The following is a 13,473-nucleotide window of genomic DNA, read 5'->3' on the forward strand; positions in this document are numbered from 1 at the left end:
ATCGGTTCCATCCGAGCCGAAACTTTCTGACCGGTAGGCATTCCCGGCGTCTGCGTACGACGGCGGGGGAGAACCTCGTCGTCGTCGGATATGCTCGTCTACCTGGTGGAAGACAAACTGCGAGGAGCGGCATCATGATTTCGTCTGGCTCGGTTTTTAACCCGATGCGCTACCTGTTCGGCCCCGGGCCGGGCGAGGCCATGTGTCTAGCTCTGACGCCCGGGTGCATGGGTCTGTTCCCGTACCTCGCCATGCAGCTGGGCATCGGGTCCTGAGGTCTGGACGTAGGGCAGCAGGCTGGAGCCGTCTCCCAGGGCCTCTTCACCGATCACCCCGAGGGTCCCGTCCTGCTGCAGGATGACTGCCGCCACGTCTTGGAGAGATCCCCGACCCGACAGGCGGACAGCGGTGTGAATGTCCCGCTCGAGTAGACGGTGGCGCCGTAACACCGGCCCCTGGAACTGGCCGCGGTAATACAGCAGTATCGGAGGGTGATCCAGGGCCCGGCGAGCCCGGGGGAACCGGGCGCGAATCGCGGCCAAGAACCACTGCATGAGTACCAGTAGGGTCACACCGAAGAGGAGCTGCGTGAGCGGGACCTCGACCGCGGTGATGGTCCGCCCGAACGTGGCGCCGATGGTGACGGCGACGATGAAATCCAGCGGCGACATCTGTGCCAGCGTTCGTGGGCCCGAGATGCGCAACATAACCACGATCGCGGTGGCTCCGGCGACAACGATGACCAACGTATGGGCCAGTGAATCCCAGCCGTTCCAGATAAGGGAGAGGTTCATTCCACGCATGTTTCCCCGCACGGCCGGTACGCCACAACCCGGGACGCCGGAGTTCGCGGGGACGTGCGATGTGGAGTGGGCCCGCTATTGGCCGGACGGAAGCAGCTGGTCGCGGACCGCCTTGGTCAGTCTCACGTAGTCGCCTGAGTCGGGATCCCGGATCCATGTCCGAGGTCCCGCCTTGGGGAGGCCCTTGGCGGCGAGCTCCCTGGGGTCCGGCCGGTACCAGTTGGTCACCGGGATGTCGTTGACCACGTGCACGATGTCCGGTCGTCCGGCGGGTGGGACCGAGGCCAGTGCGCCGCCGACCTCTGCCGCGGTGATCGCGGTGGAGCCCCACTTGCTCACCGCGGCCACGGCGACCGGACCCGTAGTCCCGGGCACCTCGTAGAGAACGGCCAGATCGACCTCGGGCAGAACCCCCAGCGCGTCAGCGACCTGGATCGGGTGCACCGGTCCGTGTGCCGTGCGCACGATCGCGCTCGCCGGACCGAGCAGCCAGAAGTCGCCGTCCCTGTCGCGCTCGAAGAGGTCGTCGGTCGACACCCACGTGTCGCCGCGGCGGAACACCCCGCGCAGTCGGCGCACCGAGGCGTCGACACCGAGACGGGGCCGGGCGAGAAGCACCCCGGGGGCGCCGACCTCGCTCGGCACCGCGTAGCCATCGGGCCCGTTCACCACCGCGCCCGAATCGGGATCGACCTCGACGAGCCGCACCTCGGCGGTACCGGGAAGCGGACGGCCGCGCGAGCCCGGCTTGGACGTCGAGAGGTTGGCCAGCACCACGTCAACCTCGGTGCCGGCGTAGAACTCCAGGACCCGGGTTCCCGGGTAGCGGTCCAGGACGCGCTGCCACACCCCGCGGGGCATACCCGATCCCATGAAGAGCGAGATGGTCGGGAGGGTCTCTCCGGGCTGCACCGGCCTGCGCACCAGCTCGCGCATCATCGCCCATGTATAGGACACGACCGTCACCCCGTAGCGGCGGATCTCCTCATCAAAGGTCGCCGGGTCGAATCCGCGGGACAGCGCGATCCGGGACCCGCCGGCCACCGCCCCGCCGACGGCGGTGAGTAGCCCCGAGGGGTGGTGGAGTGGGCTGAGACAGTAGACGGTCGAGGCTGCGGTCAGGCGCGCGGCGCTGGCGGTGCCGAACGCGGACAGTGCCCACCGGTGGTTGGTCACGAGCTTGGTCTGCCACGTGCCTGCCACGCGGGTGAAGACGACAAAGGCCAGGTCGCGGGCGAGACCGGGGTTCGGCTGGTACCAGCGGGGCAATACGACTGCGTCAGGATCGATGCGCTCGAGGTCGATGACGTCCTCGGCGAGTTCGGCGGGCAGCTCGCGGTCGGCGCCGCCTCCGCCGAGCACCAGGGCCCGTGCCCCGGCGTCGGTGACCCTGGCGGCGTGGTCGGGGTCGACGACGACCTCGGTCACCGAGCTCAGCCGCAGCAACTCAGGCAGATCCTGGGACGGCGGGAGTAGGACGGCGACAGCACCGAGACGCGACAGTGCGGCAACAGCGACCAGCGCCGAGGGCCGGGTCCCCATGAGTACGCCCACATGATCTCCCTGGTGCACCCCGACCTCGATGAGTCCCTTGACCACATTCGTGATCCGGGTGTCGACGGCCGCGTACGTGTGGACGCGGTCGGAGAACAGGAAGCACGCGTCATCGGGCTGACTACGCGCACGCTCGGCCATGATCTTGGCGAACGAGATGCGGGTTCCCGTCTGGATCTGCCCCAGCCGCAACAGGCGCGGGGCCGCGTGGAGCGCCTCAAATCCCAGTGCCTGCGTCGTCTTGAGCGCACCCACGGCGAACTGGCCGGCTCCGCGCGCCACACCGATTCCGAGTCCCGCGACCTTCGTCGCCCCGTCGGCCGCGAGCATCACCGCCTTGGTGGGGGAGGGCTCGTCAACGCAGTCCGGAGAGACCTCCGCGATGCCGTCCGGACGGTCGTCGGAGCCCTCGATCCATCCCATCCAGCCGGCGACGGCGGGCCACGTCATGGTGGAGGCGGTAGTTCCGACGACGAGGCCGAAGTGCCCTGCGCGGATCGGGAACTCGTAGACGTCGGCGGCGGGGGCGACTGCCGCAATCTTGCGGACGCCCGCGGGCACGCCGATCTGGTCGACCTCACCGAGCACGGCGAGGATGGGGCAGGTGATGTCGCCCAGTGACACCACGTGGTCACCGATCACGAAGCCGCCGACCATCATCCGGTTCTGGATGATCACCTCATGCATCATGTCGACGATGGCAGGGCCGGACCACGCAACAAATCCTTCGCCTCCGAGGAAGCGGCGCTGACGCTCGTGTCCGAGGAGCGCTTCGCGGTTGTGCAGCTGACGAAGGAAACTTACCTGCGAGCGGGCCGTCTTGATCGGGTCGAGTAGGCGGAACCCGGTCGAGGCCAACCACCCGGGGAGCGAGCGATCGCTGAACACATACTCGGCGACGAAGCCGGCGACGTTCACGATCACGTCCTCGGGCACGCCAAGCGGGGCGTTGGCGCGCCAGTCCACGGGGGAGCCGAACGTCACGAGGCTCTCGATGTCCCGCGAGCGCCGGTAGGCGGCGGCCTGGTAGCAGAACATGCCGCCCTGGCTGTACCCGCCGAGATGCACCGACCGTCCCGTGGCGGCGGTGACGATGTCGACGACCTCGCTGATCGCGACGACATGGTCGGTGAGGGTGCGTTCGAGTCCGCCCGCCTCGAGGTCCGGGGAGCCGAAGTCGATCACCCACGGATCCATGCCGGCCTCGTACAGCGCGGCCACCGCACTTGTAGAGGGGGAGACGTCCCAGACGTCGGCGGAGATCATCATCGGCGGCACGAGCACGATCGGTGGGCGCACGGTCTCGTCGTCGTCGATGCCGCCGCTTCCGTCACCCGAAGTGACCGTCGGCGCCGCGTAATAACGACGAAGCCGGAACATGGGGCGCCGGGTGACGATCTCGAACGGGGAGGGCTCCTCGTCGGTCTGTAGTCCGCCGAAACGCAGCACTTCAACTGCGTTGACGACGTACGACGTCGCGGTCTTGAGCGCTACGGCGAGAGTCTCGGGACTGAGGAGCATAATGCGTCTGAGACTAGTGCCACGGTCTAGGTGCTGGTCGAGGTTCCAGCTGTAGACCACGGCTGGTCCTGCCGACGCCGGTCATTCATGGGATCGTCATAGACATGGTCAACACGGAAGAGGTCGAGGGCCCATCGGTCCTTCGCTTGGTAGCGATGCTCGTGGCTGGCATCGCGAGTGGAATCGCTCTGGGCGCGACGACGGCCTGGCAGTACGGCGTGACTGCGGGATGGTCGGCTGGCGCAGCCGTTTACATCGTGTGGGTCATGGTTGTCACGAGTCGATGCGATGCAAAGCAGACCCAGTCCCACGCCACGCGCGAGGATCCGGGGCGGAAAACCAGCGACATCATCATCTTGTCGGCTGCGCTCGTCAGTCTGGCGACCGTGGCGATCCTCCTCACCGCGGCTGGCGGCGAAGGGGGCCTGAATAAGCAGGTGGTGGCAGGTGCGTCGCTGCTCAGCGTCGCACTATCGTGGCTGCTCGTCCACACCGTGTACATGCTGCGCTATGCCCACCTGTACTACACCGAGCCCGTCGGCGGGATCAACTTCAACACCCCTGACGAGAACCCGCGCTACTCCGACTTCGCCTACGTGTCTTTCAACCTGGGGATGACCTACCAGATTTCGGACACGGAGTTGCGGACCTCGGAACTGCGACGGGTCATGTTCTGGCACACACTGTTGTCCTACGTATTCGGCACGGTGATCCTTGCAGCCGCGATAAGCCTGGTCACCGCACTGATCAGTTAGCTGGTGCAGCTGTCCGTCTCCGCAGGCTGCGCCTCCCGGAAAGCGGAGAGGTTCACGCTATGGCGTGCAGGCTGAAGGCGGCGAGAAAGCCCAGCGTCGCGATGAGCCCGGCGTAGACGGAGGCGTTCTCGAAGGCCTCCGGAATCATGGTGTCGCTAATCATCGCGAGGATGGCGCCCGCGGCAAGTGCGTTGACCGCCGCCAGGAGCTCAGGCGGTGCGCCGTCCAGGAGGAGATAGCCGGCCAGTGCGGCGAGCCCGGAGGCCACAGCGATGCCGCCCCAGACCCCAAAGACGAACCCTGGCGATCGCCCGGCCCTCTTCATTCCAGCAGTACTGGACAGCCCCTCGGGGACATTGGAGATAAAAACGGCCGCCAGCATGGGGATGCTGATGCCGCCGCCGGTGAGGAAACTCAGCCCGAGAACCATCGATTCAGGCACACCGTCGATCAGCGCACCGAGCGCGATAGCTCCGCCGCTTCCGGAATCGCCGGATTGTTGGTCTCCGGAACGCTTACGGTGCCTGGCGCCGCGGCGGGACAAGAGGATGTTGAGCCCCACGTAGACGAGCGCACCGGCAAAGAAGCCGCCCGAGGTGGCGAGCAGCCCACCCTGATCCGCCGCTTCCAGGACGAGATCGAACGACAACGCGGAAATCAGTACGCCGGAGCCGAAGGCCATCACCACCGCCACGACCCGAGCGGGCACCGCCACGAGCCACGCGATCGCACTGCCCACGAGCAGGGCGCTACCTGCGAGAAGCCCGGCCCCGCCAGCCCCCAACCACTCGGGCATTATCGACCGCCTTCCCGTCTCTGGCGCGGCGAGCGCATCCCGGCCGCGTGATCACGGCCAGGGAGAGGTCTCCACGACGATCGGCCCGGCCACCGCGCCGCCGTTGGTGGTGAGTCGGTACTCCACCTTGCCCGCGCGGGTTGGAATGTTTGCGTCGTAAGGATGTGCGACACCGGTCCAGAGCCTGGGGCCCGGGACATCGAGCGTCTTCTGCCCTCGCTCACCTGTGTCGAGGTTATGCCAGTCGAGTGTCGCGACGAGGTTGCACGGCCCCACCCCGGGCATCGCCACCCCCCAACTCACTGACGCCGAGGCGGGGTACGACGAGTCGGCCACTTTTGCCGCGATCGCCCCCTGGCACATCCCGGTGGGCGAGCCACCCGCCGCGATGAGATTCCCCGGCCCGGGAACAAGGTACGCGGGCAGGTTCGCCGACATCACGGTCAGTGAGCCCACCTCTTGGGCGTTCGCGGTAGCCGGCGCCGCGAGGCCCACTGCTAGCGCAATGCCGGCAGCTGCGGAGAGTGTTGTGACTGCACTGCGGGTGCCCTTGATGGTTTCCATGTCGAGAATGTTTGCACAAGACGGGGCCGCCCGACACCGCCAGAGATTCGCCGGAGGCCGGTGCGGCGTGACCCGGGATCAGATGTGCAATTCCTCCCCGAGGACAACCGTCCGCTGCGGAGGCAGGTGAAAGGCCTCTGTTCGGTTGGCCTGGTTCCTCTCGAGCGAGAGGAACAGTCGTTCACGCCAGTGCCGAAACCCGGGTGTCCGCGAGGGTCGGAGGGAGAGAACTGACAGGAAGTACGTCGCGGCGCTGAGATCCATGTCCATCCCGAGCTGGTCGGCGGCCCGGCGCAGGTTGTCGGGGATATCTTGGGCGTCAGCGAACCCCACCCGAATGGTGACGCGGACCAGGCCGCCCAGCGGCGACTCAAGCTGCTCGCTCCGGTACTTGTCCTCGAGGCGCACGTGGGGAACGTGGCAGTGTTCCAGCCTCACGATGACGACCTGGCCGGGGAAGATCTGTAGGTCCGTCACGCAGCTCACCAGCGCCAGCGGCGTGGTAGCCGGGTCGGAGTGGGGAAAGACGGCCAGGGCTGGACCGCGCCCCACCGGGGTTTGGCCGAGCGAGGCGAGGAAGTCCTGTAAGGGTCCCTCCAACGTCTGCCGTGCAGCAGACACCTTGGCGCTGCCGCGACGCCAGGTCATCATCACCACCACGACCGTGGCGGCGAGCAACACCGGCAGCCAGCCGCCGTCGAAGATCTTGGTGGCATTGGCTGCGAGCAGAAGAACCTCCAAGGCCCCGACCGTCAGTACGTACACGGTGACCGCCGGCCACCGCCAGTGCCAGACCGAGACCGCGAACAACAGGAACAGCACCGATTCCAGAACCAGGGTTCCCGTGACCGCGAATCCGTACGCACTGGCCAACGAGGCGACGAGGCGAATACGACCACGAGGGACAAGACGGTGACGAACAGCAGCCAGTTCAGAGCCGGAACGTAGATCTCTCCGGCCTGCTCGCGGGAGGTGTACCGCACGGTCAGCCGGGGCAGCAGTGACAACCGCATCGCCTGCCGGGCGATCGAGAACGCGCCCGAGATCACTGCCTGGGAAGCGATGATCGTTGCCGCGGTAGCCAACACGACCAGTGGGACCTGAAGCGCGCCCGGAGCGAGGTGGAAGAGCGGATTGGCCACGGCGTCCGGTCGGGAGATGACGAGCGCACCCTGTCCCAGATACACCAGGGCGAGGGCGGGAAGGACCACCCAGAACCAGGCGCGGCGGATAGCGGACGCCGAGAAGTGACCGAGATCGGCGTAGAGCGCCTCGGCGCCGGTGACCGTGAGCACCACAGCACCCAGTAACACGAAGGCCTGGAACGGGTGCCGGATCAGCAATTCGATTGCCCACGACGGCGACAAACTCACCAGGATCGACGGGTGGGCGATGATGTGGGGGATGCCGAGCACCGCGAGCACTGCGAACCACACGAGCATGATGGGACCGAATGCCCACGAGACCCGACCGGTACCGATCGGCTGAACGAGGAACAGCAGGGCCAGCACGGCCACGGCCACCGGGACGACGACCAGTCCGAGCCCCGGATTGATCACCGACAGGCCCTCCACCGCGCTGAGGACCGAGATCGCCGGCGTGATCACCGCATCCCCGAAGAACAGTGCCGCACCCAGAATCCCGAGCACCGTCACGGCCGCGGCAGCCCGGCGTCCATGGAGGCGGCGGCGCAATAGTGCGACCAAGGCGAGGATGCCGCCCTCTCCGTCGTTGTCGGCCCGGATGATGAGCAGGACGTACTTGATGGTGACGATGATGGTGATCGTCCACAGAACCATGGAGATGATCCCGTAGACGTTCTCCGGGGTCACGGACACCGCGTTGTGGCGCATGCTGAACGCCGTGTGCAGCGCGTACAGCGGGCTCGTACCGATGTCGCCAAAGACCACCCCAAGGGCCCCGAGCGTCATGACCCCGGAACCGCGCCCGCCGCCCCGAGGCGTGGCACTCCGCCGCAGTCCGTGTGGTGCCCACCGACCGGGACGCTTCATCGTCTTAGTGTGCTCTCGTAGCTTCGGCCGTGCCAGCCCTGAGAGCGACGGGCCGACCTCGTCGTCGTCACCCACTTCCGGCAGGCCGACCTCATCGGTTGCTCGCTGCCTCGATTCGATGTGACCGGCTCACCACATAGCAAAATAAGTGCTATGTTCCAAATCACACCTAGTCGCGCGGTGGAAGGTGACCCAGATGCCTTTGTATCAATTTCGCTGCCAGATCTGCGGCATGTTCGACTTGCCGTTTTCGATGTCGGCGGTTCCCGATGCGGCGCGGTGCCCAGACTGCGGAGATGACGCCCGTCGCGGGATAAGCGCACCGATGCTCGGCAGGGGCAATTCCCCGGCTATGCGTCTGGCTGACGCCACCAGGCGCACCGCTTCGGAGCCGGTGGTGGTCTCGGGGGCTCCGCCCGGTCGCCGAACTCGTCCGGGGACTCCCGTCAGCAAGGACCCGAGACAGGGAAAGCTGCCCAAGCCGTAACACTGAGTCGCTCAGCTGTTCGGCGCGTACATCAATGGTTCTCCGATCGGAAAGAGAGGTGACGCCCAGGAACCAGGTGGTACGGCTGTCCGGCTCCTAGCGTCTTCGTGGACCGGGTCGCAGACGTATCGTGTCGTGTTTTTCGCTATCTAAACAAGGAGTTCGTCATGCCCGAGTTGCTGTTTCCCCTCGATTCCACCAAGCCGTTCACCGACCAGGAAATCATCGGCCACAATCGCTGGCACCCGGACATCCCAGCGGCGGTCACCGTCAAGCCGGGTCAGGAATTCCGTGCGCACTGCCGCGAGTGGTTCGACGGCCACATCAAGAACGACGACTCCGCCGAAGACATCCGAACAGCGCCGATGACCGTGGCGCACACGCTGTCCGGTCCGTTTCGGGTGGAAGGCGCTAAGCCGGGCGATTTGTTGGTGGTCGACATTCTCGGCGTAGGGCCGCTGCCGCAGGAGGACTCCGGCCCGCTCGCTGGTCAGGGCTGGGGTTACACCGGTATCTTCGCTAAGTCCAACGGCGGCAGTTTCCTCGTGGACCAATTTCCCGACGCATACAAGGCCGTCTGGGACTTCAGCGGCCACACCGCCACATCCCGCCACATTCCGGGCGTGTCGTTCACAGGCATTACCCATTCGGGATTGATGGGCACCGCCCCGTCCGCGCAACTGCTCGGCAAGTGGCACCAACGAGAAGCCGCGCTGATCGCCACCGACCCCGATCGCGAGCCGCCACTAGCGTTGTCCCCCGATGCGCAGAACGCGGTGTTGACGACGTTGACCGGCGCCGAATACGACCGTGTGGCCGCGGAAGGTGCCCGTACCGCGCCACCGCGGGAGAACGGCGGCAACATGGACATCAAGAACCTCACCACGGGCAGCCGGATTTTTTATCCGGTGTTCATCGACGGTGCCAATTTTTCCGTCGGCGACCTGCACTTCTCGCAGGGTGACGGTGAGATCACCTTCTGCGGTGCGATCGAGATGGGCGGGTTCATCGACCTGCGACTCGACATCATCAAGGGCGGCATGGAGACGTACGGGGTCAGCGAGCACCCGATCTTCATCCCGGGTAACACGCCGCCGCAGTATTCAGAGTGGCTCGCGTTCTCCGGCACGTCGGTGACGCTCGACGGAGAACAGCGCTACCTCGACTCGCAACTGGCGTTCCAGCGCGCCTGCCTGCACGCCATCGACTACCTGACCAAGTTCGGGTACAGCCCCGAACAGGCCTACCTGCTACTGGGTGCGGCGCCGATCGAGGGCCGGTTCTCCAGTGTCGTGGACATTCCTAACTCGTGCGCCACGGTGTACCTGCCGACGGCGATGTTTGAATTCGACGTGCGACCGTCCGTGGACGGCCCCGTCAAGATCGATCCGGGTATTGGTGCGCCACGAGCGTGACTTCCGTGTCGGCAGATGGGGCGAGGGCGCGTCGGTAACCGGGTGCTACATAGCCGGAGGAGCGGCGATTTCTTCCGCCACCCGCTGTCCGGATTCGACCGCCCCGTCCATATAGCCGGCCCACCGTGTAGCGGTCTCGGTACCGGCCCAGTGGATTGGGCCGATGGCGCGTCTCAGGTGCGGCCCGAAGCGGGTCAGGGTCCCCGGTGTGGTGAACGCGCCGTAGCAACCGCGGCTGTATTCCTCTTGTGCCCAGTCGAGTTCGATGTAGTCGATGGGGTTGCGGGCCCGCGGGCCGAAGTAGGCAACGAGATCGTCCAGGACCAACGACCAGCGGTCGAAATCGGTCATCCGCGCGCCGAGGTCGGCGTGTCGACCTTCGAGGAAGCCGACCAGGACTCCCGGGTTGCCATCGGGCGGGGAGTTGTCGAAGACCGTTCCCAGCGGTCGCGTGTCGCTGTTGGCCTGCCCGCTCCAGCTATCACTGCGCCAGAACGGCTCGTCGTAGACCACATTGATTTTGATGACCCTGCCCATCGGCATGCGCTGGGTGAGCTGGTCGCGGTCGCCCGGAAGGCCGGGGGAGTAGCGGATCCTGGACGCCAGGGTTGGAGGCACCGCTATCACCACGTGCCGTGCACGCACGCCCTGGTCGTCGGTACGCACGCGCGCCCCGCTGTCATCCCAGTCGATTGCGGTGACCGGGGTGCCGAGCAGAACCCGATCGCCCAACTTGCGGGCCAGTTCGAGCGCGATGACCTGGGCGCCGCCGGCCACACGGTCCTGCTGCGCACCGCCCGCGACGTCGATCAGCGGGTCGAGCCCGCCCGCGGAGCTGAGGTAAAAGCCCGCCCACAGGGCCGACACGTCTTCTGGACCGGCGGAAAACACGGCTTCGGTGACGAGCCGAAAGAAGGCCCGTCCGCGCTTGGTGAGCCCGGTGCGCCTTAGCCAGGTGTCGAACGTCTGGGCATCCAGTCGGTCCGCTTCAGCTGCTACCCAGGGCTCTGCCGGCGGAATGTCTCCCGCCATCCGGTCCAGTCGCCACTGGATCTGCCCGATGTCGGCCAGGGTGGTAGGGCTGAACCGGGGGATTCGGCCGGTGTACTCGGCGCGCGTGCCGCCGAGTTCGGCGATGTGCTTGCCGGTGAGGTGGGTGGGGTATGTCTGCAGTCCGAGTTCGCCTATGAGTGCGTGCACCCGGTGTTGAGTGGGGCCGACCCATTGTCCGCCGACCTCAATCGGTCCGCCGCCGGGCAACGTTCCATTGAGTACGCGACCTCCGACCCGGTCACGGGCCTCGAGGACCAGCACCTTGTGGCCCGTCAGTGACAGGTCGCGGGCAGCGACCAGGCCGGCGATTCCTGCACCGACGACGACCACGTCCACTGATCTCTCCATAGCGGATGTCCTTCCGGAAATTGGGCTCCTTCTATTGTTCTGCCCAGTCCCTTGTCGTCGTCGATGAATGCCGACGGCCGGCGGCGTCATCACTCGCCATCGGCCGTCGATCATCGGTCGTGCGGCGTCAGGAACCCATCGACCCGAGCGAGCCCATCGAACCGAGTGAATTCGACGACCCCGACGACCCCATCGAGCCCGTCGAGCCCGTCGAGCCTGTCGAACCGGAAGACCCCAGTGAGCCGAATGAATCGCCGAGGCTGCCCATGGGCAGGCTGCCCATTGAATCGACGTTCAGCTCGCCACACGCTGCCGGGTCCGTGGCTTCTGCCGGCAGTGAGTCGTCCAGATCGGACCGCGCGTCGCCGTCGTACTCGCCGTTGCCGTTGTGGTCGACGCCGTGCTGGACAACGGAACCATCACCGTTGCGCAGGCTGGCCGCCACCTCATCGGAAACCGTGAGAGTCCGGGAGTACGTCGCGTTGCCCGTCGGGAAGCGATCGACAGCGAGGGCGCTGTCCGCGCTGGTGTCACCCTCCGTGGTTAGCGACACCTTGACAGCGCCGTAGGAATCGCCGGCATCCGTGGTCTGGAGCTCGCCGTTGGGTCCACTGCCCTTCTGGTCGGGATCGGGACACGTGTTGGTGCCACCGATGTGGATGTGCTGCGCGTGCGGCGCGCCGTCGAGCAGGCCGGAGCTGCGCATCTTCACGGTCAGCTCGTTTCCGTCCAGCGTGAGCCACGCCGTGCTCTCGACACCCGACTTGTTGAGCTGCGTCAGGTTTGCGGTGAGATTGGTGGTGTCATCACCCGTGTCTTCCGCCATTGCGGGGGCCACCCCGAGCGAGCTGAAAAGTGCGGCGGCTGCCAGGACCGGCAGCGTTCGTCTGGTCATCGTGCGCATAGATTGCGTCCTTTCGACCCAAGGCACCGTGCGGAAAATTCGACCGCAGTAGACGGTGCTGGCAGTGATTCGCACCACATCGGAATCCGGATGGGGCGTTTTTCGAATTTTCTGGGGTTAAGGATTCGCTGCCGCACGTAGGCCGATTGTGTTGCCGTCACAGAGTCACAACGGAAGCGCCGAGCTGGTTGTGCGGGCCGATCTGCGGTGCAAGGCTGAAGTTCGCCGACGGATAGCCCGTCGCCGCTCCAAGGAAGGTCGAGCACATGATTTCCACCATCCTCATGCAACTCAGTACCGGGTCGGATTTGTACCACTCCGGTTCGGCAGCAGCCGACAGTGCCTACGATTTAGCCAGCCGCCTGTTTGCGGCGGCCGCCGGGTTTGTCGGGAGCATCGGTTCCTGACCTGATCGCTCGAACAGTCTTACCTGCACCTCCCCGGATAGTCAGGGGAGGTGCAGTGCGCATTTCGGGGACCGCGTCACTCCTCGTCTGCGCGACGACGGAACACCGCCGCGATCGCGTAGACGAGAAACTGCACCAGCAGCAACGGTGCGATGAAAGCCAGCGCACCCCAGCCGGTGGTGGCCACAGGCACCCAATTGTCCCACCATCTGCTGGCGTCCCTGAAATAGTGCGTATACGGGCGCGGATAGGTAGAAGGGCGCGCGGACGGGTCGATGAGAACATCCGGCACAGCCGACCCGCCGATCGTCAATCGAAAGTCCGCTGGCGTAGACGAGGAAGTAGCCCGATACATGTAGGGGATTCGGCACCCCCGGCAACGCGGATGGCAGCGCCTCAAATAAGACTTGGCGGGTAGTTTCAGCCAAGCTCGCCGAAACTACCCGCCAACCAGTACTGCTAGCCAGTACTGCTAGGTGACACCAAGGTCAGTAGACCTGCGGGTCAGAACCAGTATTTGCGCCCGCCGATTTCGCGTCCCATGCTTCCAAGAATGAACAGGACAACGCCGATAACCAGCAGAATTCCACCAATGGTCGTCAACAGTGGAATTTCTAGAAAGAAGCCGAGAATCAGTAGAATTGCGCCCAGAATAATCATGTAGGTTTCCTTTTCACTCAACGGTGGTGCAGAGACCACCTGTGTTGTCAGTACGTCGGCTAACGCTGGCTTACGTTAGCTCATTTTGCAACTCGATTAACGAACATTACGGCATAGTTGCTCGATCCACATCCGTTTGCCGGATGCAGAAGGCCGCATCTTCGTAGAAAACCGGCCCTTCCGGATTTAGAGTG

12 protein-coding genes and 1 pseudogene are annotated in these 13,473 nt (G+C 65.5%); 4 read left to right on the forward strand and 9 right to left on the reverse strand.

Annotated elements, in window-relative coordinates; genetic code table 11:
- Positions 1-206 precede the first annotated feature (206 nt).
- Positions 207-794, reverse strand: coding sequence for a DUF421 domain-containing protein (locus tag ON04_RS09045; protein ID WP_010541285.1), 588 nt, complete (start codon positions 792-794; stop codon positions 207-209).
- An 84-nt stretch (positions 795-878) separates the two neighbouring features.
- Entirely contained in the window at positions 879-3,878 is a 3,000-nt protein-coding gene (locus ON04_RS09050) for an AMP-binding protein (protein ID WP_029458100.1), read from the reverse strand.
- A gap of 104 nt (positions 3,879-3,982) precedes the next feature.
- On the opposite strand from ON04_RS09050, the gene ON04_RS09055 reads away from it, so the two are divergent.
- The gene (locus ON04_RS09055; RefSeq protein ID WP_010541287.1) at positions 3,983-4,633 is read left to right on the forward strand and encodes a DUF1345 domain-containing protein; all 651 of its coding nucleotides are present in this window, start codon (positions 3,983-3,985) and stop codon (positions 4,631-4,633) included.
- Positions 4,634-4,685: 52 nt separating this feature from the next.
- On the opposite strand, the gene ON04_RS09060 is transcribed toward ON04_RS09055, so the two are convergent.
- From ON04_RS09060 to ON04_RS15750, 4 genes and pseudogenes are all read right to left on the reverse strand, one after another.
- A complete protein-coding gene (locus ON04_RS09060) occupies positions 4,686-5,429 on the reverse strand; it encodes a ZIP family metal transporter (RefSeq protein WP_010541288.1) in 744 nt (247 codons plus the stop codon).
- A 51-nt stretch (positions 5,430-5,480) separates the two neighbouring features.
- Positions 5,481-5,993: a hypothetical protein gene (locus tag ON04_RS09065; RefSeq protein ID WP_010541289.1), complete on the reverse strand. Its 513-nt coding sequence runs from the start codon at positions 5,991-5,993 to the stop codon at positions 5,481-5,483.
- 78 nt (positions 5,994-6,071) lie between these two features.
- Entirely contained in the window at positions 6,072-6,644 is a 573-nt protein-coding gene (locus ON04_RS17350) for a KUP/HAK/KT family potassium transporter (protein WP_420795339.1), read from the reverse strand.
- Positions 6,624-8,005: pseudogene (locus tag ON04_RS15750) on the reverse strand (KUP/HAK/KT family potassium transporter); the annotation flags it as partial. The gene ON04_RS17350 and the pseudogene ON04_RS15750, both read right to left, overlap by 21 nt.
- A 196-nt stretch (positions 8,006-8,201) precedes the next feature.
- Between ON04_RS15750 and ON04_RS16235 the strand changes: the two are divergent.
- Together ON04_RS16235 and fmdA are read left to right on the forward strand one after the other, a co-directional pair.
- Positions 8,202-8,492, forward strand: coding sequence for an FmdB family zinc ribbon protein (locus ON04_RS16235; RefSeq protein WP_081477158.1), 291 nt, complete (start codon positions 8,202-8,204; stop codon positions 8,490-8,492).
- Between the two features lie 167 nt (positions 8,493-8,659).
- Positions 8,660-9,907 (forward strand): formamidase, encoded by a 1,248-nt coding sequence (fmdA, locus tag ON04_RS09075; RefSeq protein ID WP_010541291.1) that lies wholly within the window; start codon positions 8,660-8,662, stop codon positions 9,905-9,907.
- A gap of 45 nt (positions 9,908-9,952) precedes the next feature.
- Here the strand turns inward: fmdA and ON04_RS09080 are convergent, their stop codons facing one another.
- Entirely contained in the window at positions 9,953-11,308 is a 1,356-nt protein-coding gene (locus ON04_RS09080; protein ID WP_010541292.1) for a flavin monoamine oxidase family protein, read from the reverse strand.
- 127 nt (positions 11,309-11,435) lie between these two features.
- Complete coding sequence (locus tag ON04_RS09085) at positions 11,436-12,212, reverse strand: hypothetical protein (RefSeq protein ID WP_010541293.1); 777 nt, start codon at positions 12,210-12,212, stop codon at positions 11,436-11,438.
- Positions 12,213-12,478: 266 nt separating this feature from the next.
- Here ON04_RS09085 and ON04_RS16735 point away from each other — a divergent pair, with 266 nt between their 5' ends.
- Positions 12,479-12,619, forward strand: coding sequence for a hypothetical protein (locus tag ON04_RS16735; RefSeq protein ID WP_158217834.1), 141 nt, complete (start codon positions 12,479-12,481; stop codon positions 12,617-12,619).
- A gap of 504 nt (positions 12,620-13,123) precedes the next feature.
- On the opposite strand, the gene ON04_RS16840 is transcribed toward ON04_RS16735, so the two are convergent.
- Complete coding sequence (locus ON04_RS16840; protein WP_010541294.1) at positions 13,124-13,279, reverse strand: hypothetical protein; 156 nt, start codon at positions 13,277-13,279, stop codon at positions 13,124-13,126.
- Positions 13,280-13,473: the final 194 nt, after the last annotated feature.

The organism is Dietzia alimentaria 72 (assembly GCF_000226215.1).
Classification (GTDB): domain Bacteria; phylum Actinomycetota; class Actinomycetes; order Mycobacteriales; family Mycobacteriaceae; genus Dietzia; species Dietzia alimentaria.